This window comes from Streptomyces sp. NBC_00285 (genome assembly GCF_036174265.1).
GTDB lineage: Bacteria > Actinomycetota > Actinomycetes > Streptomycetales > Streptomycetaceae > Streptomyces.
Map to the genome: position 1 here is coordinate 6712248 of NZ_CP108055.1, position 25229 is coordinate 6737476.

The window sequence follows — 25229 nt, forward strand, 5'->3', positions numbered from 1 at the left end:
GTGGAGGAAAGTGGATCAGAGACCCTCCGGTTCTCCCTGCTCGGCCCGCTGCGTGCCTGGCGGGGGCCTGCCGAACTGGCGCTCGGCTCCCCTCAGCAGCGTGCCGTGCTCGCGGCCCTGCTGCTGAGCCGGGGGCGGGCGGTCGCCCTGGCCGATCTTGTGGACGGGATCTGGGGCGCAAAGCCGCCGCAGGGCGCTGTCGCGATGGTGCGCACCTACATCTCCCGACTGCGCAGGCTGATCGAGCCCGAGCGGACACCGGGACAGCCGTCCGGGCTGCTGGTCTTCATCGGCGACGGATACGCCTTACGGACCGACAGGGTCTCCAGTGACCTGGCCGAGTTCGAGGAGGCGGTGGCGCGGGCCGAGCGCCACCGGGCCGCCGGCGACAGAGCAGGCGCGGTCCGTTCGCTGCGTACCGTGCTGGCCGCCGGGGAGGGTACGGCGCTGGCCGGAGTACCCGGTCCCCGCGCCGAAGCCGCACGGACCGATCTGGCCGAACGGCGGCTGGGCGCCTTGGAGTTGGGGCTGTCCATGGAGTTGGAGCTGGGTCGGCACGAGGCGGTGGTGCCGGAACTGCTGGCGCTGCGCGACGCGCATCCACTGCGTGAGGCCGTGAGCGAGCTGCTGCTGACCGCCCTGTACCGGTGCGGGCGGCAGGCCGAAGCGATGGAGGCCTACGCCAGGACGCGCCGCACCCTGGTCGACGAACTGGGCATCGAGCCGGGCCCGTCCTTACGTGCCGTACACGCACGACTTCTGGCCGGTGACCTCGCGCTCGCTCAGCCGACGCTCCACACACCGGCCGACGGCACCCATGCCCCGGACAGTCCCGGTGCGGGGCCTCACCAGGAACCGGACGCTCCGTCGGCGGCCCGCCGGACCGGGGCCGTAGGCCCTGCCCAACTTCCCGCCGACCTGACCTTGTTCACCGGTCGTCGCGCCGAACTCGACCATGTCGCAACCCTGTTGCCCGAGGGTGATGGTCCGCCCGGCACCGCGGTCATCGGCGTCGTCGACGGAATGGCCGGGACGGGCAAGACCACTCTCGCCGTGCACTGGGCCCACCGGATCGCCCACCGCTTCCCCGACGGCAGTCTCTACGTCAACCTCCGCGGCTACGACCCGCACGGCTCCCGGATGCTTCCCGGCTCCGCGATCGAGATGTTCCTCGTCGCGCTCGGTGTGGCTCAGCAGGCCGTCCCCGAGCAACTCGACGCGCAGGCCGCCCTCTACCGCAGCGTCCTCGCCGACCGGCGCGTCCTGATCGTGCTGGACAACGCCCGTGACACCGACCAGGTACGGCCGCTGCTGCCCGGCACACCCGGCAGCCTCGTCATCGTCACCAGCCGCAGCCGGCTCAGCGGCCTGGTCGCCGGGCACGGCGCACATCCGATCACGCTGGGCCTGTTGAGCACCGAGGAAGCGTTCGAGTTCTTGACCCGGCGGCTCGGCAGCGCCCGCGTCGACGCCGAACCGGAGGCCGTCGCCGCCATCGCCGAGCTGTGCGCCCGGCTGCCGCTGGCCCTGGCCATCGTGGCGGCCCGCGCCGCCCACCATCCCCACTTCCGGCTCGCCGCCATCGCGGAGGAGCTCCGGCACGACCACGGCAGCCTCGACGCGTTCGTCGGCGACGTCGTCGGCAGCGATGTCCGTGCCGTGTTCTCCTGGTCGTACCACGCCCTGTCGCCCGGGGCGGCCGGGCTCTTCCGCCGCCTCGCCCTGCATCCCGGTCCCGACATCACCACCGCCGCGGCCACCGCGCTGACCGGCGCACCACCACGTGAGGTCCGCGCCCTGCTGAACGAGCTCACCGGGGCGAGCCTGCTCATCGAACGCGCCCCCGGGCGGTTCGTCTTCCACGACCTGCTGCGCGCCTACGCCGGCGAACTCGCCGAGACCGAGGACAGCGAGAGCGCCCGCGGCACGGCGTTGCTGAGGATGCACGACCACTTCCTGCACACCGCCCACAACGCCTCCTCGGTCCTCGATCCGTTCCGCGAGACCATCGCCCTGCCGTCGAGCACAACGGGCAGCGAGCCCCTCGGGTTCAACGACCGGGCACAGGCGACCGCCTGGCTGCGCACGGAGCGGTACGTCCTGCGCGCGATCGTCGAACACGCCGCCGCCCACGGCTACGACGAACACGCCTGGCGCATCGCCGCCGCCCTGGACGTCTACTTCAACCGGCTCGGTTTCTGGCACGACCTCCTGGAGATCAACAGCGTGGCGCTGGGAGCGGCTCAGAAGCTCGGCGATCCCACCGGCCAGGCGTACTCCCTGTGCGGTCTGGGCGTGGCCCACTCCCAGCTCAACCACGCGAAGCCCTCGTTGCGGTACCTCGAACGTGCGCTGGACCTGTTCCGGGACACCGACGACCCGTTCGGACAAGCCCGTGTCCATCGTGGCCTCGCCTACCTGGCCAACCGGACGGACCGGCGCCCCGCCGCCCTCGACCACTACGCACAGGCACGCGCGCTGTTCCGGGCCGAGGGCGACCTCAACGGCGAAGCCGGGGTGCTCAACCAGGTCGCCTGGACGTACATCCTGATCGGCGACCACGACAAGGCACTCGACTGCGGTCGGGAAGGCCTCCTCCTCTACGAGGAGATGGGCGACCCCTACGGCGCGGCGGCGACGCAGGACACCATCGGTTACGCCCATCACCACCTCGGTCGGCACGAAAGGGCCATCGAGCACTTCGAGCTGTCGGCGCAGCTCTTCCACGGAATCGGCGACCGCTTTCTCGAATCCGACGTCCTGCGCCACCTCGCCGCCGCCCGCCGTGCCATCGGCGACCGGGACGCGGCCCGCGAGGCGCTGCGCTCGGCACTCGCGCTGCTGGAGGAGATGGGCCACTCGGACGCCGAGGACGTGCGCGTGGACCTGCGCGCCCTGGACACCGACGAGCCGGACGCAGCGGCCGGTCACTGACGCCTTCACAGGCCCTGCCCGTCGGTCAGCACGCCACGTCGGTCTCCTCCTCCCACACCTCTTCCACCGCGATCCCCTGCTCCCGCAGGGCGAGGCGAAGGCTGCGCAGCGCGTAGTACACGCGGGACTTCACGGTGCCCCGCGGAATCCCGAGTTCGTCCGCGGCCTGCTGGGTGGTGCGGTCCGCGAAGAACGTCGCCAGGAGCACCTCACGGTGGGCCGGCGTGAGCTTCTGCAGGGCCTTGTGCAGGACCAGGGACGACAGCATCTGCTCGATGTCGTCGACCTCGGCGCACATGTCGCCCAGCCAGGTGGCGCCGTTGATCTCCAACGGTCGCGCCATCCGGGTCCGGTGCGCGTCGATGACGAGGTTGCGGGCCACCCGGAACATCCACGGGCGTACGGCCATTCCCTCGCCGTCGGTCAGGTTCCGGCTGTTCCAGCAGCGCAGCAGCGTCTCCTGGAGGACGTCCTCCGCGCGGTGCGTGTCCCCGTCCAGCATGCGCAGTACGTACGAGTAGAGGGCCGGCCCGTGCTCCAGGTAGAGGTCGCGCAGCGCCCGTTCCTCGGGAGAGACCGCGCTCGCCGATCCGATGGCCGTCACGTTCATGGATGTACTCCTGCTCCTTGGGTCGACCTGCACCGGCCGATCGCGGGCCGGAGCGGGGTCTCCTGGGGAACGGAGTGTTCCGAGGGACGGTCCACGTCCGTTTGACGCTCGTTGCACGAACCGATTGACGGGCCGGTCAGCCGTGGTGCGCGGAGGGAGTGCGCGGGGTGGCCCGCGGGGATTCAGGCGTACACCCCCTCCAGCGCCTCCACGTGCCGGTGGACCAGTCGGGCGAGTTCGGTGTGGCCGGGAGGCAGCGGACCGCGACGCTTCAACATGCCCCACATGTGCAGCAGTTCGCGTCCATGGACGACAACGGCCCGTTCGTCGTCGAGCTGCTGCCAGGATGCCGCCGCCCGAGTCACCTCCGTCGGCGCCCGCTGGTCCCCGGCCCCGCACCGGATCCGGGCCACGGCCAGCGCCAGCACGACAGCCTCGCGGTAGTCGCCGCGCAGGTGCGCGAGGTACGCCTCCAGAGACCGCGCCTCCACCGCGTGCGGATGCTCGGCGCCCACCGAACCGGTCAGGCTCTCGCGCAGTGCGGTCGCGTCGGTGAACGCCTCGTCGAGCCGGCCGGTGGTCGCCAACGCGTTGATACGGCCGATCTGTTCGGCGAGTTCGGCGGGCGGCAGGTCGACGCCGGGGGCGGGTTCCTGCGCGGCGGTACGGGCGGCGGCCATGCCGCGGGCACGGGCGACCGCGGTGGCGACGGCGGAGGCGGCGGGGCCCGTGGAGGGCGGGGGAGTGACGCCGGGGGACGACGCCGAGGCCGGCTCGGGGTCCGGCGGGGATGCCGGCTGCGGTTCGCGTTCCGGTGCCTCCTCGGCGTCGTACGCGAGGATGTGGCTGGAGCCGTCGGGCAGCACCTGGAGGACGAAGTGGGCGGCGCCGGGGCCGTTCTTGACGGTCGCCTCGACGGCGGCGTCGCGCTCCTGCGCGTGCCGCTGCAACTGGTCCAGCACGGCCTCGTGCACGGACTGGCCCGGCGCGGGGACGAGCGGGTCGCCGTCGATCTCGGCGAGGCCCTCGTCGCAGATGTACACCTCGAAGTGGTCCATGGCTGTCCTCCTCATGCGGCGGGTTCGGCGGTGTCGGTGAAGCTGGGGGTGACGCCGGGGGTGGCGCCCGTGGGCGGGGCGGCGATGCCCTGGTACTTGGCGAACTGGGCGCGGATGGACAGGACGTAGCTCAGGGCGTCGTTCGACTGCGGGACTCCCTTGGCCGTCTTCACGGCGTCCATCCCGATGGCGTAGCCGGCCAGAGCGAGGTCCAGGACGCTGTTGGTGGTGGTGCCGTTCTTGTCGGTGGACTTCACGATCGTGCCGTCGTCGATCAACTTCTGGCCCTGGTCGGCCAGATCACACATGTAGCGGCCCTGGGCCATGATCGAGTCCGCGCTGTCCGTCGCCTGTGTCTTGCCGTTGTTGTCGTCGTCCTTGCCGTACTGCTTGAAAACGTCCGGCGGCAGCTGCGAGATGCCCACCTCGCCCCCGGGGCCGACCAGGGTCGCGTTGAAGCCGGACGCCTTCTCCACCTGGGAGGCGATGACGATCGGGCCGATGGCGTCGCACAGCTTGCCGGCCTTCTGGATGGGGTCCACCAGGTCCTCGGGGACGGTGGAGGTGTCCAACTCGCCCTTGCCGTCGCCCTGGAGGACGGTCAGCATCTGGTTCGCGGTGTCGTTGTCGCTGCTGTAGTTGTCGGCGCTGCCGCCGCCTCCTCCGAAGAGCAGGATCAGCGCGATGAGCGGGGCCAGCAGGACACCGAAGCCGCCGAAGATGATGATGAGCGGCACGGCGCCCGCCAGGGAGAGCGGGATCATCACGCAGCCGCCCACGCCGGCGCCGGCCACCCCGTACATGACGGCCTTCGAGCCGCCGCCCTCCTCGCTCTCTCCCGCACCCATCTCTGTCCGCCTTCTTCTCATCCCGGCTTGAACCGCTGTGGCCACATGGCCCGTTGTGTCGTCCGACGGCCCCGGTGAATCGAAACGGGCCGCACAGCCAAAAAGTTCAAACCAGTGGAAAACCGGATGAGTCAGAGCAGCGGAAGTACGAGCAGTCAAGAGGGAGGCGGGAAGAACATCATGGGCACTCCTTCGGCGACACCGCCGGGCCCGCAGTCATGGGTGAGGGGACCGAAGTCCACACAGTCGGCGCCGCCGGCACCCCCGGCGACGGACGGTCCCGCGCCCGCACCGGCCGGATCTCCCGCACCGGCCGGACACCAGGCCCCTGTCGGTCGGTCGGCGTACTCCCCGCAACACGGCTTCGGCGGCGGGCTGCCGTCGGCCCCCGTGCGGCAGGCGGCTCCGGCACCTCGGGCACAGGCCGTGGCACAGCCCGCGCCGCGGCAGGCAGCCCCCCGCTCCGCCGCCCCCGCACGCAAGGCCGCTCCGGCCCGCGCGGCGGAGTCCGGCCAGGGTCGGCCGAAGCGGCCCAGGACGGCGGCGCGGGGCAGGTCGCGGGAGGACGTCGGATGGGTCAAGGCGCACGGCGGGTCCGGTGCGACCTCGCTGGTCGAGGCCCTCGGCGGAGTGGATCTGGGCGACCGCTGGCCGGAGCCCGCCCGCGGCGAGCCGTACCGGATCGTGCTGGTCGGCAGGACCAGCGCGGCCGGACTGCGGGCCGTCTCCCAGTCGCTCGGCGCGCTCAAGGACGGCAAGGCTCCGCAGGGACTCGAACTGCTGGCCGTGGTCCTCCTCGCCGACGCCCCCGGCCGGCTGCCGCTCAGTCTGCTGCGCCGGATCCGGGTCCTGCGCTCCGTCGTCCGCGTGCACCGCGTGCCGTGGATCCCGGCGTGGCGCACCGGCGACCACCCGAAGTACGTACCCAGGCAACTCGTCGCGCTCTCCAAGCTGGTGGGCGGCGAGCTCTACGGCGAGGGAGCCCTGTCGTGAGTCAACTCCTCTCCGGAGCCCAGTACTTGGCCGCCTACGACCCGGGCGCCGACGGCAAGACGATCCTCAACACCCTCTGCTGGGGCGCCTCGGCCTGCGGCGTCGCCGGACTGATCATCGTCGGCATGCAGATGGCGCTCCAGCTGCGCCGAGGCGACCCGGGCGAGGGCGGCGAGCACTTCCGCGGTGTCTTCTACGTCGTCCTCGGCTGCGTGCTCGCCACCACGGCCGGTCCGCTCGTCCTGTTCCTGGGCGACCTGACCCTTCAGGGCCCCTAGGGCCAACACGCCTTCCAGTACCGCAAGTCCACCCTCTCGCCCACCGCTCAGGCCGGGCGCCGACTCCTCGGAGACTCTCCATGTCCGCACTGCTCGAAGCCACCCACTTCCTCGCCGCCGCAGTTCCGAATCCGGCCACCGGCGGCACCGGCGACGTTCCCCAGCCGACGAGCAACGCCCCCTCCCAACTGACCAACAAGGTCAACCTCGTCCTCGGCATCCTCGCCTGGGCCGGCACCGCGGCCGGCGTCTGCGGTGTGCTGGTCACCGGCGCGATGATGGCCATCTCCGTCAAGCGGGGTGAGAGCTCGGAGCACATGAGCCGCCTCGGCATGGTGCTCGGCGGCTGTGTCCTGGTGGCCACGGCCGGCCCGCTCGTCAAGTTCGTCTTCTGATGGGACGGGCGGCCGGTCTGTTCCGGCGCGGAGAACGGCGGTCGGAGGAGACCGGGCCGTACTGGAAGCAGCGCAGCTGGCAGGCGTCGGCGGGGTTCCTCGGGCTGGTCGTCGTCCTGGGCGGGGTCACCGCGCTGACGTCCAGCTCGGGCACCGGTGACCGTGTCAAGGCGTCGGCGTCCGACGGCCCGCTCTCCGGTACCTCCACCAAGAAGGACGGCCGCCCGGCCGGCTGCCGTACCGACGACAGCGCGGGCGACGCGATCCCCACATCCGTACCCAAGGACATCAGTTGGCGCACGCTCGACATCGGGAGGGTGCCGGTCTCCGCCTCGGCGGGGCCGACCAGAATCCAGGGCGCCGTGTGGTGGTGCTTCGCGCACACACCCATGGGCGCCGCGCTGGCCGCCACTGTGATCCCCACCCGGATGAGCGGATCCCAGTGGCGCACCGTCACCGACCAGCAGGTCGTCGCCGGGAAGGGGCGCGAACTGTTCGTGTTCCAGCGCACCGCCGTGCCGGACACGGACGGTACGGACAGTGCCCCGGCCACCTCGTCGTACGCCGGGTTCCAGGTGACCTCGTACACGAGCAGGGCGGCGAGCGTCGGACTGTTGATCAAGAGCGCGCAAGGCTATGCCAGGACCAGCGTCGACGTGCGCTGGAGCGGCGGCGACTGGAAGATCCAGCCCGACGGAAGCGGCGGACTGTACTCGCAGTTGGCCTCCGAGCAGAGCGCCGTCGGCTACACACTCTGGGGGGTCTGACGTGGCGGCCTGCAGCAACGGGAATCCGCTCGCCGACGCGATCACCGGTTTCTTCAGCTTTCTCGGCGACCCCGTCGGAACGGTCATCGGTCTGATCGCGAAGTCCATCCTCGCCGCCGCCATCGCGGTGTTCGCGGGGCTGGCCGAGAGCGTTCCGACCCTGAACGACACGACCACCTCGCACGACCTCAGCAACAAGACATCGTGGATCGTGGTCTATCTGGCCGTCGGCTCGCTGGTGTTCGCGGCCGGCAAGATGGCCATCGAGCGCAAGGGCACCGCGGGCGTCACCGCGCTCAAGGGCATCATGCGCGTCGTCCTCGTCTCGGGCGCCGCCACCACCATCTGCGTGGCCGCCGCGAAGATCGCGGACGACTACTCCACCTACCTGTTCAACGACTCCGTGCAGACAGCGCTGGACCACATCGGCGCCTGCGGGGACGACAGCAACATCCAGTCCTTCCTGCTGCTGATCCTCGCCTTCCTGCTGCTGCTCGCGGGCATTCTCCACATGATCCTGATGTACATCCGGCTCGGCGTCATGATGATCATGCTCGGCACCCTTCCGATGGCCGCCGCTGCCTCGATGACGGACTGGGGCGCCGGCTGGTGGCGCAAGCACCTCGGCTGGATGATCTCCTGGCTGCTCTACAAGCCCGCCGTCGCTCTCGTGCTGAACGCCGGCATGTCGATGATCACCGCCGGCAAGAACGGAGCGACGGGCGCAACCGTCAACACCCGCATCGCCGGCATCGGCGTGATGCTCCTCTCCGCCATCGCGCTTCCCGCGCTGCTGAAACTCATCGTGCCCGCCGCCGCGGCCATGGGCACGGGCAACCCGATGGCCGCCATGGGCCAGGCGGGCGGCCAACTGGCCACCGGTGCCGTGCAGGTCGGCGCCATGAGCGGCGGTGGCGGCGGACAGGCGGGCCCGAGCGGAGCGAGCAGCAGCGGCGGTGCCAGCGGCTCGTCCGGGTCCGGTGGTTCGTCCGGTTCCAGCGGCTCGGACGGTGCCAGCGGTTCATCCGGCTCCAGTGGGTCGGACGGCGCCAGCGGTTCGTCCGGTTCATCCGGTTCGGGCGGTGGGGGCAAGGCCGCGGAGGGCGCGAGCAAGGAAGCCGCCGCGATGGGCGGCCCGGCCGGTATCGCGGTCCTCGCGGCAGTGGCCGCGGCCCAGGTCGCCGGCTCCACCGTCTCCGGCGCCGTCGAGGGCGCCGACGGCGAACTCGGCAACAACAAGTGAGCCCGGGGGAGGCGACGACACCCGGGCCGTACGCCCGTCGTCGCCTCCCCTGACGAACGGCCGCCGGGCTCCCTCCCCCCAGGGAGCCCGGCGGTCACCCCATCCGCCCCCAACTCGCGCTGTACCCACGTCACTTCACGAGAGGAACCGGTCACATGTCCACGGAAGCCGTCTCCCACCCGACCTACGGGAACTGGCGCAGGCCGAGGCGGGCGGGGCTCGGGCCACTCGGGCTCCTCGGTACCTTCGTGATCTTCGGCGGACTCGTCGCCACGCTGCTGGCGTCGCTGATCTCGCTGTACGCGGCGGTGATCGTGTTCGTGCCGGTCGTCCTGTTCCTGATCCCGCTCGCCATCCGCACCCAGGACGGCCGCAACGTCTACCAGTTGTTCGCCCTGCGTGTCGGCTGGTGGCGCCGGAAGGCCGCGGGCGCGCACCTCTACGTATCGGGCCCGCTGTCCGCACGGCCCGGGGGCCGGTTCCGCCCACCGGGGCTGCTCAACAAGGTCACCGCGACCGAGGGGCGTGACGCCTACGACCGCCCCTTCGGGATCCTGCACCATCCCCAGCGCGACCTGTACACGATCGTCCTGGGCTGCGACCCCGACGGTGGTTCGCTCATCGACCCCGACCAGGTCGACGTCTGGGTCGCGCTGTGGGGCGAGTGGCTGGCCCGGCTCTCCCACGAACCCGGGCTGAAGGGTGCCACCGTGATCGTGGAGACCGCCCCCGACCCCGGCACCCGGCTCGCCCACGAGGTGCTGCCCCGCATCCACCCCGACGCGCCGCCCGCCGCCCGCGCCGTCATGGAGGAGGTCGTCGAGCGCTACCCGAGCGCCTCCTCCGAGATGCACACCTACGTCACCCTCACCTACGGCAACCCGGCGGGCCAGAAGCGCAAGAAACAGGACGTGATCACCGAACTCGCCATCCGTATCCCGGGCCTGCTCAGCGGCCTGGTGGCGGCCGGCGGCGGCGCCGCCTACCCGCTGTCCTCCGAACGGATCGCCGAGGTCGTCCGGGTCGCCTACGACCCCGCGGTCGCCGCCGACGTCCTCAACGCCCGTGCCCTGGAAGGCGGAACGGGCCTGGAGTGGGACGACGCGGGACCCGCCGCCGCCGTGGAGACGGTCAACGCCTACCAGCACGACTCGGGTGTCTCCCGCACCTGGATGCTGACCCTGGCGCCACGCGGCACCATCCGCTCCTCGGTGCTGCGCGGCATGCTGGAGGCGGCCCCCGGCACCCGGCGCAAGCGGGTCGCCCTGGTCTACCGGGCCATCGACCCCGCCACCTCGGCCCGGATCGTCGAGGCCGACCGGCGCAGCGCGCAGTTCATGGCCTCGTCCGGCAAGGGCATGGTGCAGGCACGCGCGGCCTCCGAGGTGCGGGCGGCCGAACAGACCGCCAACGAGGAGGCGTCCGGCGCCGGACTCGTCGAGTTCTCGCTGATGCTGACGGTCACCGTCGACAGCATGGCGGAACTGGCCGACGCCAGCGTCACCGTACGCAACCTGACCGCGGCCTCCCGGGTGCTGATGCGCCCCGCCGACCGGATGCAGGCGGCGGCCTTCAGCTGCACCCTGCCCGCCGGGATCCTTCCGTGGGAGCAGACCCTCGTCCCGCACGAACTGCAGGAGGCGCTGTGAGCCGCCGTAGCGAGCAGAAGCAGGCCGAGCGGGAGGACCGCCTGGCCGAGGAGCAGTCGTTCGGGGAACCGGACGGCGGGCCGGTCCGGTTCGGCCCGGACGTCTTCGGGTCGCAGCCGTCCGGGAAGAAGTCCGCGCAGGCCAAGGCCACCCCCGACGCCAAGCGCGGCGGCAGGCAGAAGGCCCCGGCCAAGCCCAGGGAGCCGTACGTCCCGGCCCGCGGCTGGCAGGGTGCGGGCGGCGGACGCGTCGGCTATATGGACCCGCCCACCATGTGGCGCGCCACCACCGTGCAGGCCTGCGGTATGTGGCCGTTCGCCGCCGGTTCGGGCTCACCCATGACCGGAGTGCCTCTCGGACAGCACCTGTTCACCGGCGCCACGGTCTGTGGCGACCCGCTGAACTGGTTCACCCGGGCCCGCTACATCTCCAACCCCTCACTGTTCATGCTCGGCATGCCGGGCCTGGGCAAGTCCACCCTCATCAACCGGATGCTGATCGGGCTCGCCGCGACCGGTGTCGTCCCGCTGGTCCTCGGCGACCTCAAGCCCGACTACGCCGACACCGTCCGCGCGCTGGGCGGCCAGGTCATCTCCATCGGCCGCGGTCGGGGCGGCATCAACGTCCTCGACCCCGGCGCCATGGGCGAGGCCGCCGCGAAGATCGGCGGCGAGGCCGGCGAGGTCCTCAAGGCCGAGGCCCACGGCCGGGTCCTGAACATGGTCGCCGCCCTCATCACCATCGTGCGCGGCCGTCCCATGGACGACCACGAACAGTCCGTACTCTCCGCGGTCCTGCACCACCTGCGCGAACGCACCCCTCCCGGCCGTACGGTGCTGCTGCCGGACGTGCTGCGCGTCCTCACCGAGGGCCCCGCCCGGGTCCGCGCGGTCACCCTCGACCGGGGCGACGACGCCCGCTACCGGGACGCCGTCGACCCGCTGCACCGCTCCCTGCTCGGCATCCTCGACGGCCCGCTCGGCGACACCTTCGCCTCCGAGACGTCCACCCGGATCGACGCGAACGCGTCCGCCGTATGCATCGACATCTCCGGCATCGGCGAGGCCGACACCCAGCTCACCGCTGCCGCGATGCTCGCCGCCTGGTCCGACGGGCTGGGCACGGTGGCCGCCTCGCACGCCCTCGCGGACGCCGGACTCGCGCCCCGGCGCTGGTTCTTCACCGTGCTCGACGAACTGTGGCGCCCGCTGCGCGCCGCCTCCGGCATCGTCGACCGCATCGACGCCCTCACCCGCCTCAACCGCTCCCTCGGCCTCGGCGATGCCAAGATCACCCACACCCTCAAGGACGCCGAGGCACTCGGTACCGACGCCGACCGCGCCAAGGCGCGCGGCTTCGTCGAGCGGGCCGGGATGGTGGTGTGCGCCGGTCTGCCGAAGACCGAGATGGTGGACCTCGGCAAGGTGGTCGGACTGTCCCGGCGCGAGATCGAACTCGTGTCGTCCTGGTCCTCGCCCCCGGGCTGGGGCGTCCGGGGCGAGGACGAGGAACCTCCGGGCCGGGGCCGCTTCCTCATCAAGGTCGGCGGTCGCCCCGGTATCCCCATCAAGGTCGCCATCACCGACGCGGAGCGCGAACTGCACAACACCAACACCCGCTGGACGACCAACGAGGCGGCCATCGAGCGGGCCGCCGCCCGCGCCGCCGCCGATGTCGCACGGGCCGCCCAGGAAGGGCCCATTCCGCTGGGTTTCCCCGGCGACCTGGCTCCCCTCGCCCTCCCCGGCGACCCCGGGTTCCCCGCCGTCGAGGCGTCGGCCGGGGGGTGGACCGCATGAGCGGACCCCGCAGCGGCGACCTCGGTGAGCAACTGCCGTGGGCCATCACCGCCGTCGCCGGCACCGGCCTCCTCGCGTTCACCGTCGCCTGGGCCGGCGGCACCTTCGGCGCCGGGCTCGCCGGCTACGGCTGGGACGCCCCGCCGTTCGCCAGGTCCACCATCGTCACCCTGGTCTCCCACGGACCGACAGCGCTGTGGCCCGGCACACCGGCCGCCGTGCTCTACGCGGGCATGTTCGGCATGCTGGCGCTCATCGCGGTGCCGGCCGCACTCCTCGTCAACTTCTTCATCGAGCGCGGCAGAGCGCCCAAGGGCCTCGCAGGCCGGCGCGAACTCGCCGCCATGCTCCCCAAGGGCATCGAGGCCCGCGCCCGCGAACTCCGCCCCACCCTCGAAGGCCGCGAACGGCTCCACCCCGACGAGACAGGCAACCTCCTCGGCGACCTCGACCCCAAGGGCCCCGAACTGCGCAGCAGTTACGAGGACGTGGAGCTCGACCTGATGGCGCCCCGCGCCGGTAAGTCCACCGGCATCGCCGTCCCCCGGGTGCTGCGCGCCCAGGGCGCGGTCCTGCTGACCTCCAACAAGTCCGACGTGTACGCCGTCACCCGCGCCGAGCGCGAGAAGGCGGGCGCGGTCTGGACGTTCGACCCGCAGGGCATCGCCCACACCCCGCGCGCCATGTGGTGGAACCTCCTCGGTGAGTGCCACACCATCGAGGGCGCCCGCCGGATGGCCGGCCACTTCGTGGCGTCCGTCAACGACGACACCGCGAAGAAGGACTTCTGGATCTCGGCCGCGCAGAACACCCTGACGGCTCTCTTCCTGGCCGCCGCGCGCAGCCGGACCCCGTTGCCGGAACTCCTCGGCTGGCTCGCGGACCCGGCCGACCGCACCCCGGTCGACCTGCTCCGCGAGGTCGGACTCATCGCGATGGCCGAGCAGTTGCAGGGCACCGTACGCGGCGCGGTGGAGACCCGGGACGGCATCTACGAGACCGCCCGGCAGACCGCCTCCTGCCTCCTGGACCCCGAGATCCTCGCCTGGGTCACACCCGACCCCGAACTCCCGGAGTTCCGCCCGGACCGGCACGTCCTCGGCACCGACACCCTCTACCTGCTGTCCAAGGATGGCGGTGGTTCCGCGGCGGGCGTCATCGCGGGGCTCGCCGACGCGACGATGCGGGCCGGCGTCGTCGCCGCCGAACGCATGGGCGGCCGGCTCGACCCGCCGCTGACCGCGGTCCTCGACGAGGCCGCCAACGTGTGCCGCATCTCCGATCTCCCCGACCTCTACTCGCACTTCGGCTCGCGCGGCATCAACGTCGTGACCCTGCTGCAGAGTTACCGCCAGGGCGCCCGCGTGTGGGGCGAGGTCGGCATGGACGCGCTGTGGAGCGCGGCGACCATCAAACTCCTCGGCGCGGGCCTGGACGACGCCGACTTCGTCCAGAAGATCTCCACGCTCGTCGGCCAGCACGATGTGAAGACACCGAGCGTCTCCCGCAGCAAGGACGGCACGTCACGCTCCTACTCCTACCGGCAGGAATCCGTCCTGCCGCCCGACAGGATCCGCGCCCTCCCCAAGGGCACCGCCCTGCTCCTCGCCACCGGCGTCAAGCCCGCCCTGATCCGGCTGCGCCCCTGGTACAAGGAGCCCGGCGCCGGTGCGATCTCGGCGGCGGCGAAGGCGGAGACGGCGGCCATCACGGAACGCGCAGCGGCTCGTCTGCTGCCGGGGCTGGGCCTGAGCCTGGACAAGGAGAACGCCGTGGAGAGCTACCAGGGCTCCGCCCGAGCGTGACGGTCCGCAATACCAGCTCGGCCGGTGCGTACCTGACTCGCCCCATCAGCCATACACCGAGGGCGAGTTGGGCGCCGTACAGCATCACGCACCCGGCGAGGACGACGGCGGTGCCGACCCGGTCGTAGAGACCGAAGCCGTACCCGGTGAAGACGAGCGCGAGGACCAGCGACTGGGTGAGGTAGTGAGTGAGGGCCATGCGCCCGGAGGCGGCGAGCACGCGGGCCGCCGCCGGGCGCACGGCGCTGAGGAGCAGGAGCAGCCCGCACGCGTACGACGCCGTGAGCGCGGGCGCGGTCAGCAGCGACACCGCGTGCCCGACCAGGAACCACCGGCTGTCGAGCGGCCCGTTCGCACAGCAGGCCGTGACCACACCACCGGCCAGGCCGACCGGCAGCCACCGTACGACGACCCCTCGCAGCCACCGCCGGTCCCGCCCCCGTCGCTCCACCAGCCCCGCCTTGGCCGCCGCGAGGCCGGCCAGGAACGCGGCCAGCATGTCGGGGGTGTACATCAGGTTCGCGCCGAGAGCCGTCGGCAGCTCGCGCAGATGGGCCCCGACCACCGACAGGAAACCGCCGCGGTAGGCGGCCACGACGCGCGCGGCCTCGGGAGCGTACTGGGCCGGGGTGACCGGCTCGGTGAAGGCGACGGTCAGCAGCCCGTACCCGAGCAGCAGCACGGCCAGGCCCGCCACCAGACAGACCGCGACCCGCAGGGCGGCCCGGGGGGAGAGGCCGCGCAGGCCGTACAGGATCAGTCCCAGAGCGGCGTACGTCATCAGGATGTCGCCGGGATAGAGCAGCACGGCGTGGACGAGACCGAGTCCGAACAGCCCTGCGGTACGCCGGAGATGGTGCGGGGCGGACGGGCTTCCCGACTCCCGGGCGGAGCGCTCCTGAAGGACGAAGCTGTAGCCGAAGAGGAAGGAGAACAGCTGGTAGAGGGTGGTGGTCGCGGTCACCACCCGGGCGGCGGCCCGGTCGACGCCCCAGGCGTGCGGACCACCCCCGAACGCCGTGTAGGGACCCGCCATCAGCTGGGCGTTGACGAGCAGGATGCCGAACAGGGCGAACCCGCGCAGCACATCGACGTGTTGGACCCGCCCGGGACGGACCGCCTCGCGCTCCCTCACCGCGTCACCATCGTGGTCCCGCTGGCGAAGGCCACGGTTGACGAAAGGAACCACCCGAGCGCCGGTGACAGCAGATACCGCGCGGTCCACAACCTGGCCGACTCGGGCCGGTCGCGCGGATAGACCACGGGCACCGTCCCGCCGACCGGCGGCAGTCCGCTCAGCGACCCGTACGCGCCCGGATCCATGACGATGGTCCGCCCCAGGTGGTCGGTGAACACCACGAGTCCGGTCCGCCGTCGGTCGCCCGGCACTCGCGGTGCCACGACACCCGTCACGAGCACTCCACGTGCCCACAGCCGTGCCATGGTCACCAACTGCCGGACGGCGAGCAGGAGAAACCCGAGGCCGAGCCCCGTGCTCAGGGCAAGCAGCAGCAGCCTGGCGTTCATAACAGTCCCCTTCACCGACCCGTGCACCTCTTCTCGCGCACAACGGATCCGTGGTGCCACTGGTTCACGCCCCCCTTGAACCGCCGGACGGGTGGCCCCCGTTGTGCGGACGGATCTCACGGTCCAACCCCGACCGACGCGTACGAAGGGAGCTTCGGCCCAGATGAGACGGCCCCTGCGCACCCACGGCTACCGGGCGGCGACAGCAGTCGCCCTGGCCTGCGCCCTCACGGCGGCGACCCAACAGGGCGCCCAGGCCGACCCCCAGACCCTCACCGATGTACAGAAGGAGCTGGAGAGCCTGTACCACCGGGCGGAGGTGGCGACCGACAAGTACAACGCGGCTGACGGCAAGGTGAAGGCACAGAAGAAGCGGGTCGGTTCACTCGACTCCCAGGTCCGCACGACCGAGGCGAAACTGACCCGCCTCAACTCCCTTGCCGGAGCCGCGGCCCGGGCCCAGTACCGCGGCGGCGGCATGCCCGCCGAGCTGCAGTTCGCCCTGGCCCGCGATCCCGGACGGGCCCTGGACAACGCGGGGTTGGCCCTGCGGGCCCAGCAGAACACGCAGAACCTGCTGACCGACCTGAAGACGACGAAGTCGGCCCTGCGCACCCGCACGGACGAGGCGGCGGCCGAGCTGAAGCGGTTGCAGGCGAGCCGCCACGCGATGGCGACGCAGCGCAGGACGATCGAGCAGCACATCGCCGAGGCGAAGCTGTTGGAGTCCTCGCTGGCGGCGAAGGAACGCCAACGCCTCGCCGACCTGGAGAAGAAGCAGTCCGACCAGGCCCAGGCGAAGTGGGAGAGCACGGGCATCCTCAAGAAGGTCGGCACCGACACGACGACCGCCGGCCAGAAGGCCATCGCCTTCGCCGCGCAGCAGATCGGCAAGCCCTACGTCTGGGGCGCCGAGGGCCCCGACTCCTTCGACTGCTCCGGCCTCACGTCCCAGGCGTGGCTGGCGGCGGGCGTCACGATCCCCCGCACGTCGGAGATGCAGTGGGCCCAGCTGAAGCACGTCCCGATCGAGGACATGCGACCCGGTGACCTGATCATCTACTTCTCCGACGCGAGCCATGTGGCGATCTACGTCGGGGGCGGGGACATCATCTCGGCGCCGCGTCCGGGGCGGTACGTGTACAAGTCGCCGGCGGCGTCGATGCAGATACTGGGGGTGGTGCGGCCGGAGGCGTGACAGCCGGGCAGGGACGGCGATGAGGGGGCGGGCCGCCGGGACAGGGCCCGCCCCCTCATCGCCGTCCGCGACTCGACGCGATCGTCAGGTCCGGCTCTTCGGCTGGGGCGGCGGGCCGAACGGGTCGGTGGCGTCGACGGGCGGTGACTCCTTCGCACGGTGAGAGCCGGGCTTGCAGCCGGCGAACGGCCCGGACGGGTCGCGCAGGATGTGCATGACCGGGTTCAAGTAGTCCCGGTGCCAGCTGGCGGGACCGCTCAGACCGGACTCGGAGCCGGTGTCGCTCAGCTCGCCCCAGGCAAGCCACAGGGCGTGCAACTGGGCCACGGCTTCTCGGTGTTCCCACCAACGTGAGCACCACGGGGCCATGGAGGTGACCTCGCGGCCGTAGACCGGCAACAGCACGTGATGCACCCACAGGGTCAGTTGGCGCAGCGACTGCCCGTACTCGGGTCCCTGCAAGTAGAGGATGAACTTCGGCGCGGAGGCGGGCTGCGGGACTTCGCCGGAGGCTGTGGTCGGCGCTTCAGTCGCGTGATCGAGTCCAGGGGCCCGGACCGTCATCGTGACGCTCCCTTCTGATGCGCGGTGCAGACACAGGTTTCATCTGGCTGAAACGCGTCCGGGCGGCGCGCGGTTCACCGGTCGGGGAGCCGGATTGAACCGCATGGGGGCAGGGCCCGTTGAAGCCACGAGACCGCCCAGCCGCACAACAAGAGCAGTTGTCACTCCGAAGAGGAGAAATCTCACGATGGCGGAATTCGATCGGTCAGCATTCGATAGGGATGAAGCCGCCGCAAGGAAAGAGCTGAAGAGGTACGGCCTCCACAAGGATGCCGCCTTCATGTCGGCCTTCGACGGCTACATGCGCCAGCTGTCCGACAACGGAAGGTGGATATCGGAAGGGTACACACCCAAAGAGGAGTGGGCCGGTGTCGCGGCGGAAAACCTCGTGGCCCAGTTCGACCGCCTCCAGGCGCTGCACGTCCCGGCCAAGTGGTGGCGGGACGAGTACAGGAACAACGGGCATCACAGGCTCTCCACGCAGGCACTCGCCGCGGTGGCGAAGGAGACCAAGAAGCGCAAATACCTGTGGAGCAAGTCGGAACCGTACTACCCGGCGAAGAAGGCAGCGGAGGCCGGCGGGCTGATCCTGGAGACGTCGCCCCCCGGCAAGATCTTCAACGGGAAGAACTTCGGGTTCGGATCCTGGTCCGACGCCCCTGTGCAGGCCCGGCTCTGGGAGCACATGTCCGGCCACTACGTGGATGGCGCAGAGGGGCCGGTCACCGGGGTGATGCTCGGTGGCCGGGTGGCGGGCAGCGTACTGACGAAGTACGAGTGGCCGCACCTGAAGAAGCTCATCGAGGAGGGCAAAGTCCCCCACATGCACGTCAAGTTGATGGGTTTCAGGGGCGACTCGGCCGACTCGGCCACCTGGTCGTTGGCGACGAAGGACAGCTTCGACGTCCGACGCCAGGGATCGTTCGACCGCATCCCGTCCCCGGACTCCGACTTCGCGGACAAGCAGAACCGGTGGCGGAACAGGGAGAAGGAACGGAACGCCCACGGCAGTTCGTCCAGTTCTCCCAGCAGCTCCGACGAGAGCGCCTCGTCCAATCTCTCGCTCGCGAACTTCCACGAGGTGTTCAACGACCCCTCAGCGGTCGTCTGCATGGTCGACCCTTACGCGGGAGACGGCCAGATCTCGCTGAGCCCGGAGGAGCTCTCCAGGGCCTCGTCCGCGAGTGGCGTCGCGCTGGAAAACACGCAGGGGCTGACGGGCCGCGCGCTGACCGAAGCCAACGTGCGCAACGAACTGGCCGCTCTGGCTCAGGGCAAGCAGACACTCAAGGAGAAGATCAGGAGTTTCCGGGAGGCCCAGGAACGAGGGGCCGGTGAGGCCCCGACCACCTTCCCTCTTCCCGCGATGCCGCCGCCGTTCAATGACTTCACCCCCGACCAACTGACCGGGGGCATGCACAGGATGTCCGTCAGTGGCGGTTCCAGCGGCGAGTTCTCCCCGTCGACCACGCGGCCCCCTCAGTTCTTCTACCCGGAGTCGTCGGCCAGTTCCGAGTTCATGATCGACCCCGGCCACTACAGCGGCGGCGCGTTCGTCGGTGACAGCTCGTACCCCGTCCCGCCGGAGCCGGTGAACACCGCGACGTACAACCCCACGTATGACGACTCCCGTTACGCGGGTCGGAGTGCGACGTCCAGTTCTTCGGGCGGCGTTCCGCTGGGGGACAGGACCCCCAGCCCGCCCGAGACTTCGGTGCACGGGGGTTCGGAACACGGGGACTCGGTGCACAGCTCCTCGTCGGACTCCGCCGGTGGCGGCATTCCACTGACGCAGGAATACCGTCAGCCGGCCCAGGAACCGTCGGACTCGCAGTCGACGCGCAGCCGTCAGGGGAGGGACAAGGGCAAGGCAAAGGCCCCCAAGGAGGTCCCGGCCTTGGTCAGGTGGGCCGCGGGGGGACGACGCCGCTGACGTCCTCTGCCCGGGTCCCCGGAGTGCACGAAGAAGGCGGCGACGGGAAGCCGGTCCCGTCGCCGCCTTCCTGTGCACGGCTACCGCAGCGTGGCCGCCCGCACCACCTTGGACCTCGCGGCCGTCGTCGAAGCCGCGGCATCGGTGAGGTGCGGCGACTCCGGCGACGGCGTCCGGGGCATCGGCAGAGCGGCCACGTCACTGGCGGTCCGCCCCATGCTCTCGTCCGAGGAGGACAACGGACTCGGCGTGCGGCGGGGGGAGTTACCGGCCGACGTGGAGCGCTCCACCGTATAAGGCAGGTGGGCGGGCTTGTCGAGCCCCTCCATGCCCAGCTCCGCCGCCCTGCTGACACCCATGTTGCTGGCCTGGACCAGGGTGATCTTCTCGCCCTTGAGGTTCGTCAGGTCGCTCGGGTCCTGGGTCGGTTCGGTGCGCCAGGCACCCTGGTTGTCCTTGCCGAGGCTCAGCTGCGGCAGCACCCGCACATCGCCGACCCGGAACGCCCGCATGGTGATGTCGTCCCAGGTCGCCTGGTCCACCTGGATTGTCGGCATGTCCGTGCTGGTACCGCCGGGCGGTGTGGTGGGTGTGCCGAAGGCGGCGTGAATGCCGTCGGCGAGGGCGCTGATGTTCATGCGCCCGATGACGTCCTCGCGCCTCGGGTCCTGCGTGTTGTACTTCGCGCCCAGAACGTTGTTGCCCGCGAGATTGACCGTGTCGGGCCGGAACCGCTTGTCGTTGTCCCTCGGGTTGAAGGTCACGTTGCCCTTGAGGACCTCGTCCTGGGCCATCTTGGCGAGGTAGCCCATGTGCATGACCGCGGCCGTCTTGGCCGCCTCCTGCCCCCGGGTGCCCTCGCGTGTGTAGATGGCGAAGGTGTCGAGGTGGCGCATCATCTGAGGTTCGATGTCCGCGTCGCCGTGCTGCTCCGTCATCGCCTGGAAGTCCGCGTTCAGGACGTTGCGCATATTGGCGTCCTGGCCGTGCGAGAGGTCGACGACCTTCAACTCCGCGGTGGAGAAGTCGAACGGCGCCGCCGCGGTGGGCGAGAAGTTCTCGTCCTGCTGGACCGCCTGCCATTCCTCGTCCGTCATGTGGTGGTGCGACAGGTCCACACTCAGACCGGTTTCGGTTCCCCGCAGCAGGTACGTAGTGAGATCCTTCGCGGCGATGTACCCCGCGTTGGACATCTCCATGTTGAAGATGTCCTCGACCGACTGGTGGCTGTACTTCGGTCCGAGGCCCTCGGCCAGCTTCCTCGTGTCGTCGCGAACGTGCCGCACCTGGACGCCGTGCGCCTCCGCCTCCGCCCGGTATCCGTCCATGAGCTCCTGCACATGCTGCCGCCCGGTGTCTCCCGGACGACGCCGGGGCAGCACCACCAGCTCATGTTGGGAGTTCGGGAACCGCTGGCTCAACGCCCGTAGTCCCGCCTTGGCGTTGTCGCTCAGCTCCTCTCCGAACCAGATCATCTGGACCCGCTCCGGCTCCTTGGCCGGATCACGCTCGGGCATGCAGGTACCTCCCTGGGACGGCGACCCAGCGCCGCCGGCTGTCACGCACAACGGCCCGTGCACGTCCGGGGGTTCAGTGCGATCTGAACCACCGGGCGCGGCTCCCCGTCGTGCTGGTGACGAGAACCCACTGAGCAGACGGAGTACGGACATGACGACCCAAGCGGCGGAACCGGCGGAAGAGCAGGGGAAAGGGCCCGCCTTCATCGTCTACATGGACGGATCCGAGTACGAGGACGGGCTGCACCGGCTGACGTTGTGGGTCCGCCATCTGCTGCTGCCGGTGTACGGCAGGGAGGTCACCTCCATGGCCCCCTGGTGCTCCAGTTGGTGGCAGCACAAGGAGGCGGTGGCGCAACTGTACGGACTGTGGATGGCATGGCAGGAGCTCACCGGTCCCGGCTCCGGGGCCGGCGGACCCTCGACCTGGCACCGCGACCATCTCACCCATGTCATGGCCTCCTTGCGGGATCCCGCGGGCCCCTTCGCGGGCTGCAAGGTCGGCTCACACCGCGCCAAGGAGGCGCCGGGGATGGATCCGTACCCGGCTTGAACCCGGGTGAAGGATTGAACCGTTCGATGGGCGTGGCCCGTTGCGTGGGACAGCACCGTGTCGGCGACCGGCCGACACCCCCTCGCAGCTGATCGATCATGGAGGTACGGACATGCCCGTTGCCCGAGTGTGGCCCTTCGCGTCACAGGGTCTGCTGGAGCGGCGCCGGTCCGCGGCGGAGGCGAACGGGCCGTACTCCCGTCAGGTTCCGTCAGGGCCGGCGGAAAACGCCCCGCCCATCGAGTACTCCCCGCCGGTCCCCGAACTGCTGCCGCTGCCACCCGGGTTCGAGCTGCACAGGGCGTAGGCCCTCCCGTCGGTTTCCGTACTTCGTCCGTGCCGTCGCGTAGAGATCGGACGCGGCTGAACCGCCGGGCGCCGACGACCCGTTGTCTCTCGTGTCAGCATCCCCGACCCGGAAGAGGGGCACCGTGGCATACGGCAACGAGGCGCCCTCAAGGCGGCGTCTGACGAAGGAACCGAGGCGGCGGAGGCCCTCCACAGGCCACGCCCAACTGGCGCGCAACCTGGTCGACGCCGAGTACCGCATGACGAGGGGTTGGCGCCGCCTGAACCCCGTCGGCCGCAGGCGCCGGGCGGACGCCTGGGACAGGCTGGCCGACGAGTTGAGCCGCCTGGTCGAACGCCTCAGAGGCCGGTCGAGGCCGGCGGAAGGAGCTCCGGCATCACGGGGAGCCCCGACGTCCGGGGGAGACACGGCGCTCAGCGGAGGCTCGGCGGCCGGTGGAGGGCAGCGGGGCGAGTCCCCCGGGCGCGAAGGTGAGCCCTCCGCCCGGGCCGAGCCACGGCGGTCCTCCGCGTCCCAGCGCCAGGCCGAGCCGGTCGCGCCGGAGTCGCGCCGCACCGGTAGGACCGGCTTCCAGGACATGGTCGGCCGGCTGCCGAGAGCCGAACGCGAGGCTTTCGAGGACGCGGTTCTGCAGCAGCTCAGATCCAAGGGGAAGTGGCAGAAGGCGTACGACAGCAACGCCCTGAGCATGCCCGCCGTCGCGGAGTACGCCAACAACGCGTACCTGCGGGAAGTGGGCAGCGCTGCTCCGCGACCCGAGCCGCGGCGGGAGGTCACCGCCGCGGAGGCCATGGAGAACGCCAGGGCCGCCATCATGGCCGACGACGAGGCGCAGTTCGCCAAGCTCCGCGCCCGCTGGGAGCGCACCGCACCCCCTGAGCGGCCGGTCGCGGAGCGCGGAAGCGGCTTCTCGTTCCCGCGGGAGAACGAGATGAGCGACGGCATCGCCTTCCAGGAAGCCGCACGCGTGCAGCGGGAATGGAGCACCGTCAACCCCCGCGACCGCGGCCCGGATGCGATGAGTGACGCGGTCGCCTTCAACGCGGTCGAGCAGGCATCCATAGCGCGTGCCGCCGCCGGCGCCGGGAGCCCGGCCGAGGTGGGGGAGAGCGATCCGTTCCTGGAAGCCGCACGCGTGGAGCGGGAGTGGCGGACCGTCACTCCCAGCGAGCGCGGCCTGGGCTCGATGAGTGACGCGGTCGCCTTCAACGCGGTCGAGCAGGCGACCGTCGCGCGGCTCACCGCCGGTTCCGACCAGTCCGCTCCGGTGCGAGAGAGTGACCCGTTCCGGGAGGCCGGACAGGCGACGGGGACGTGGGCCGGTTCCTCGGACGCGCCCGCCGTTCCACCCCTCATCGGCGAGGCCGGTCATCAGGTTCTCGGCGAGCAGCAGAAGGCCGTCCTGAACGGCGACGGAACGTCCTCGTCGGCTCGTCCCACCTCCGCCGCTCCCACCCACGTCCGCTCCAACACCGCCTCCTCCAGGGCAGCTCGGTAGCCGCAGGAGCAACTTCACGGCCGGCTGAACCTTCCACCGCACCCGGGCCGTCGTGCCTGTGCTGGTGCAACCCAGTCGTCCATCCCCACGAGCCCCAAGGAGAGGCATCTTCCATGCGCACCTTGCGCTCCATGCGCAGACGCACATCGTTCCTTCTGGCACTGCTCCTGGTCGTCGCCGGTGTCTCGGGCACCGCCGTACTGGTCCAGGCCCACCGCTCAGGCGACACCAAGATCAACGAAACCGCGACCGCCGCCGTCGCCGACCACACCATCACCCTGCAGAACCGCACCGGCAGCCGTATCTGGGTCGGCAGCGAGGTCAACGCCGACGGCTCGGCCGCACTCACCGGGCTGCCGACGCTGGACCCGGGGCAGTCCGCCACGATCGGCATCCCCGAGCATGCGGGCGCCGGGCACTGGCGCGGTACCTTCTTCGCCCGCCAGGGCTGCACCGGCGACAGCGGCAGCACGTTCCACTGTGCCGTCGGTGACTGCGGACCGTACGCCGACCGCTGTTCCCTCGGTCAACAGCCCACCGGACTCGCCGAGTTCAACTTCGACCCGGCCGACTCCGCGGCTCCCTGGTACGACGTCAGCTACGTGGACGCGGTCGCCGCCGCGGTCACCATCACGCCGAACGACGTCTCACCGCCCGCGAGCGGCGAGTGCGCGGTAGCGGGCTGTGCCGAGGATCTGCTGTCCGCCTGCCCGGCCGACAACCTCACCAAGGACGCGGGCACCGGGCAGCCGCTGGTGTGTGTCAATCCGAACCGGGACGCGAAGACCCCGTACAGCGACATGGTCAACCAGAAGTGCCCCACGGCGTACGCCTGGTCCAAGCAGGACGCCGAGCCGGGCAACAGGGTCATGTACCAGTGCACCAAGTGCAGCGGCCTGACCGTCGCCTTCGGAACCGGCAGCACCACCCCGGCCGCCCCCGCCACCAGCGCCCCTGCCACCAACCCCGTCACCACTGCCGCCCCGACCCGCAAGGGCGTCAGCCTCAACCCCGTCGACGGTGCCTCCCAGGCGCTGGCCGGGTCCGGCGCGTCCTGGTACTACAACTGGGCCTCCTCCACCGGCGCGGTCACCAAGCCGGACGGCGTGGACTACGTCCCGATGATCTGGGGTCCCGGCTCGGTCACCGACGCCGAACTGGGCGCGGCCGTTCAGAACGGCAGCAAGGAGCTGCTCGGCTTCAACGAGCCCGACTCCGCCACGCAGGCCAACCTGACACCCGAGCAGGCCCTGGACCTCTGGCCCCGGTTGGAGTCCACCGGCCTGCGCCTGGGCGCCCCCGCGGTCGCCTCCGGCGCCGACGTCGCCGGAGGCTGGCTGGACCGTTTCATGCAGGGAGCCTCGGACCGCGGCCTGCGCGTCGACTTCATTCCCCTGCACTGGTACGGCGCCGACTTCGGCCCCGACGCCGCCAACCAGCTGCGCGGCTACCTGCAGGCCGTCTGGGACCGCTACCACAAGCCGATCTGGCTGACCGAGTACGGGCTGATCGACTTCTCCCAGGGTGCTCCCCGCTACCCCGGCGAGCAGGAGCAGACCGACTTCATCAAGTCATCGGTGCAGATGATGGACGGCCTGGACTTCGTCGAGCGCTACGCGTGGTTCACGCTGTCCACGCAGACGAGCCCGACCGGCCTCTACGACGGAACGACCGCCAACGCCAGCGGCCGTGTCTACCACGACGTGAGCTGACCCGGGAGTTGAACCGTCCTCACCTGTCATCCGTTGTC

General features: G+C 70.9%; 22 protein-coding genes. 15 read left to right on the plus strand and 7 right to left on the minus strand.

What is annotated here, in order from left to right; genetic code table 11:
- Nucleotides 1-2934 carry an AfsR/SARP family transcriptional regulator gene (locus OHT57_RS31195; protein WP_328749916.1) on the plus strand — a complete coding sequence of 978 codons (2934 nt, stop codon included), beginning with the start codon at nt 1-3 and terminating at the stop codon, nt 2932-2934.
- A 25-nt stretch (nt 2935-2959) separates the two neighbouring features.
- Here OHT57_RS31195 and OHT57_RS31200 read toward each other — a convergent pair whose 3' ends face one another.
- The 3 genes from OHT57_RS31200 to OHT57_RS31210 form a co-directional block, all read right to left on the minus strand.
- Entirely contained in the window at nt 2960-3544 is a 585-nt protein-coding gene (locus tag OHT57_RS31200; RefSeq protein ID WP_328749918.1) for a sigma-70 family RNA polymerase sigma factor, read from the minus strand.
- A 182-nt stretch (nt 3545-3726) separates the two neighbouring features.
- A complete protein-coding gene (locus OHT57_RS31205; protein WP_328749920.1) occupies nt 3727-4602 on the minus strand; it encodes a hypothetical protein in 876 nt (291 codons plus the stop codon).
- A gap of 11 nt (nt 4603-4613) precedes the next feature.
- Nucleotides 4614-5450 (minus strand): lytic transglycosylase domain-containing protein, encoded by an 837-nt coding sequence (locus OHT57_RS31210; RefSeq protein WP_328749922.1) that lies wholly within the window; start codon nt 5448-5450, stop codon nt 4614-4616.
- A 426-nt stretch (nt 5451-5876) separates the two neighbouring features.
- Between OHT57_RS31210 and OHT57_RS31215 the strand changes: the two genes are divergently transcribed.
- The 8 genes from OHT57_RS31215 to OHT57_RS31250 all read left to right on the plus strand — a co-directional run bounded on the left by OHT57_RS31215 (nt 5877) and on the right by OHT57_RS31250 (nt 14379).
- Nucleotides 5877-6443 (plus strand): hypothetical protein, encoded by a 567-nt coding sequence (locus OHT57_RS31215; RefSeq protein ID WP_328749924.1) that lies wholly within the window; start codon nt 5877-5879, stop codon nt 6441-6443.
- Nucleotides 6440-6721: a hypothetical protein gene (locus tag OHT57_RS31220; RefSeq protein WP_328749926.1), complete on the plus strand. Its 282-nt coding sequence runs from the start codon at nt 6440-6442 to the stop codon at nt 6719-6721. The genes OHT57_RS31215 and OHT57_RS31220 overlap by 4 nt, the downstream gene beginning before the upstream one ends.
- 80 nt (nt 6722-6801) lie before the next feature.
- Nucleotides 6802-7116, plus strand: coding sequence for a hypothetical protein (locus OHT57_RS31225; protein WP_328749928.1), 315 nt, complete (start codon nt 6802-6804; stop codon nt 7114-7116).
- On the plus strand, nt 7116-7883 hold the full coding sequence (locus OHT57_RS31230; protein ID WP_328749930.1) for a hypothetical protein: 768 nt from the start codon (nt 7116-7118) through the stop codon (nt 7881-7883). The genes OHT57_RS31225 and OHT57_RS31230 overlap by 1 nt, the downstream gene beginning before the upstream one ends.
- A 1-nt stretch (nt 7884) precedes the next feature.
- Complete coding sequence (locus OHT57_RS31235) at nt 7885-9126, plus strand: hypothetical protein (protein ID WP_328749932.1); 1242 nt, start codon at nt 7885-7887, stop codon at nt 9124-9126.
- 155 nt (nt 9127-9281) lie between these two features.
- Complete coding sequence (locus OHT57_RS31240; RefSeq protein ID WP_328749934.1) at nt 9282-10775, plus strand: SCO6880 family protein; 1494 nt, start codon at nt 9282-9284, stop codon at nt 10773-10775.
- Nucleotides 10772-12574 (plus strand): ATP/GTP-binding protein, encoded by a 1803-nt coding sequence (locus OHT57_RS31245; RefSeq protein WP_328749936.1) that lies wholly within the window; start codon nt 10772-10774, stop codon nt 12572-12574. Before OHT57_RS31240 ends, OHT57_RS31245 begins: the two co-directional genes overlap by 4 nt.
- Complete coding sequence (locus OHT57_RS31250) at nt 12571-14379, plus strand: type IV secretory system conjugative DNA transfer family protein (RefSeq protein ID WP_328749938.1); 1809 nt, start codon at nt 12571-12573, stop codon at nt 14377-14379. The genes OHT57_RS31245 and OHT57_RS31250 overlap by 4 nt, the downstream gene beginning before the upstream one ends.
- Here the strand turns inward: OHT57_RS31250 and OHT57_RS31255 are convergent.
- Both OHT57_RS31255 and OHT57_RS31260 read right to left on the minus strand, forming a co-directional pair.
- The gene (locus OHT57_RS31255) at nt 14282-15514 is read right to left on the minus strand and encodes a DUF418 domain-containing protein (RefSeq protein WP_328749940.1); all 1233 of its coding nucleotides are present in this window, start codon (nt 15512-15514) and stop codon (nt 14282-14284) included. The two genes, OHT57_RS31250 and OHT57_RS31255, sit on opposite strands and share 98 nt — an antisense overlap.
- Entirely contained in the window at nt 15511-15906 is a 396-nt protein-coding gene (locus OHT57_RS31260; RefSeq protein ID WP_328749942.1) for a DUF3592 domain-containing protein, read from the minus strand. The genes OHT57_RS31255 and OHT57_RS31260 overlap by 4 nt, the downstream gene beginning before the upstream one ends.
- Before the next feature lie 163 nt (nt 15907-16069).
- Here OHT57_RS31260 and OHT57_RS31265 point away from each other — a divergent pair, with 163 nt between their 5' ends.
- Nucleotides 16070-17104 carry a C40 family peptidase gene (locus OHT57_RS31265; protein ID WP_328749944.1) on the plus strand — a complete coding sequence of 345 codons (1035 nt, stop codon included), beginning with the start codon at nt 16070-16072 and terminating at the stop codon, nt 17102-17104.
- Between the two features lie 84 nt (nt 17105-17188).
- On the opposite strand, the gene OHT57_RS31270 is transcribed toward OHT57_RS31265, so the two are convergent.
- A complete protein-coding gene (locus tag OHT57_RS31270; protein ID WP_328749946.1) occupies nt 17189-17668 on the minus strand; it encodes a DUF4913 domain-containing protein in 480 nt (159 codons plus the stop codon).
- A 280-nt stretch (nt 17669-17948) separates the two neighbouring features.
- Here OHT57_RS31270 and OHT57_RS31275 point away from each other — a divergent pair, with 280 nt between their 5' ends.
- Entirely contained in the window at nt 17949-19601 is a 1653-nt protein-coding gene (locus OHT57_RS31275; protein WP_328749948.1) for a hypothetical protein, read from the plus strand.
- Between the two features lie 80 nt (nt 19602-19681).
- Here the strand turns inward: OHT57_RS31275 and OHT57_RS31280 are convergent, their stop codons facing one another.
- The gene (locus OHT57_RS31280; RefSeq protein ID WP_328749950.1) at nt 19682-21118 is read right to left on the minus strand and encodes a hypothetical protein; all 1437 of its coding nucleotides are present in this window, start codon (nt 21116-21118) and stop codon (nt 19682-19684) included.
- A 151-nt stretch (nt 21119-21269) separates the two neighbouring features.
- Here OHT57_RS31280 and OHT57_RS31285 point away from each other — a divergent pair, with 151 nt between their 5' ends.
- The 4 genes from OHT57_RS31285 (at nt 21270) to OHT57_RS31300 (ending at nt 25191) form a co-directional block, all read left to right on the plus strand.
- A complete protein-coding gene (locus OHT57_RS31285) occupies nt 21270-21671 on the plus strand; it encodes a DUF4913 domain-containing protein (RefSeq protein WP_328749952.1) in 402 nt (133 codons plus the stop codon).
- A gap of 112 nt (nt 21672-21783) precedes the next feature.
- The gene (locus tag OHT57_RS31290; protein WP_328749954.1) at nt 21784-21978 is read left to right on the plus strand and encodes a hypothetical protein; all 195 of its coding nucleotides are present in this window, start codon (nt 21784-21786) and stop codon (nt 21976-21978) included.
- A 124-nt stretch (nt 21979-22102) separates the two neighbouring features.
- Entirely contained in the window at nt 22103-23479 is a 1377-nt protein-coding gene (locus OHT57_RS31295; protein WP_328749956.1) for a hypothetical protein, read from the plus strand.
- Nucleotides 23480-23592: 113 nt separating this feature from the next.
- Complete coding sequence (locus OHT57_RS31300; protein WP_328749958.1) at nt 23593-25191, plus strand: glycosyl hydrolase; 1599 nt, start codon at nt 23593-23595, stop codon at nt 25189-25191.
- Nucleotides 25192-25229 lie beyond the last annotated feature (38 nt).

Excerpts from the sequence above, each read along its gene's own strand:
- OHT57_RS31240 (WP_328749934.1), top strand. The coding sequence starts at position 9,282 with ATGTCCACGGAAGCCGTCTCCCACCCGACCTACGGGAACTGGCGCAGG.
- OHT57_RS31285 (WP_328749952.1), top strand. The coding sequence starts at position 21,270 with ATGACGACCCAAGCGGCGGAACCGGCGGAAGAGCAGGGGAAAGGGCCC.
- OHT57_RS31280 (WP_328749950.1), bottom strand. The coding sequence starts at position 21,118 with ATGCCCGAGCGTGATCCGGCCAAGGAGCCGGAGCGGGTCCAGATGATC.
- OHT57_RS31205 (WP_328749920.1), bottom strand. The coding sequence starts at position 4,602 with ATGGACCACTTCGAGGTGTACATCTGCGACGAGGGCCTCGCCGAGATC.
- OHT57_RS31275 (WP_328749948.1), top strand. The coding sequence starts at position 17,949 with ATGTCGGCCTTCGACGGCTACATGCGCCAGCTGTCCGACAACGGAAGG.
- OHT57_RS31210 (WP_328749922.1), bottom strand. The coding sequence starts at position 5,450 with ATGGGTGCGGGAGAGAGCGAGGAGGGCGGCGGCTCGAAGGCCGTCATG.
- OHT57_RS31260 (WP_328749942.1), bottom strand. The coding sequence starts at position 15,906 with ATGAACGCCAGGCTGCTGCTGCTTGCCCTGAGCACGGGGCTCGGCCTC.
- OHT57_RS31230 (WP_328749930.1), top strand. The coding sequence starts at position 7,116 with ATGGGACGGGCGGCCGGTCTGTTCCGGCGCGGAGAACGGCGGTCGGAG.
- OHT57_RS31250 (WP_328749938.1), top strand. The coding sequence starts at position 12,571 with ATGAGCGGACCCCGCAGCGGCGACCTCGGTGAGCAACTGCCGTGGGCC.
- OHT57_RS31265 (WP_328749944.1), top strand. The coding sequence starts at position 16,070 with ATGAGACGGCCCCTGCGCACCCACGGCTACCGGGCGGCGACAGCAGTC.
- OHT57_RS31225 (WP_328749928.1), top strand. The coding sequence starts at position 6,802 with ATGTCCGCACTGCTCGAAGCCACCCACTTCCTCGCCGCCGCAGTTCCG.
- OHT57_RS31300 (WP_328749958.1), top strand. The coding sequence starts at position 23,593 with ATGCGCACCTTGCGCTCCATGCGCAGACGCACATCGTTCCTTCTGGCA.
- OHT57_RS31270 (WP_328749946.1), bottom strand. The coding sequence starts at position 17,668 with ATGACGGTCCGGGCCCCTGGACTCGATCACGCGACTGAAGCGCCGACC.
- OHT57_RS31290 (WP_328749954.1), top strand. The coding sequence starts at position 21,784 with ATGCCCGTTGCCCGAGTGTGGCCCTTCGCGTCACAGGGTCTGCTGGAG.
- OHT57_RS31200 (WP_328749918.1), bottom strand. The coding sequence starts at position 3,544 with ATGAACGTGACGGCCATCGGATCGGCGAGCGCGGTCTCTCCCGAGGAA.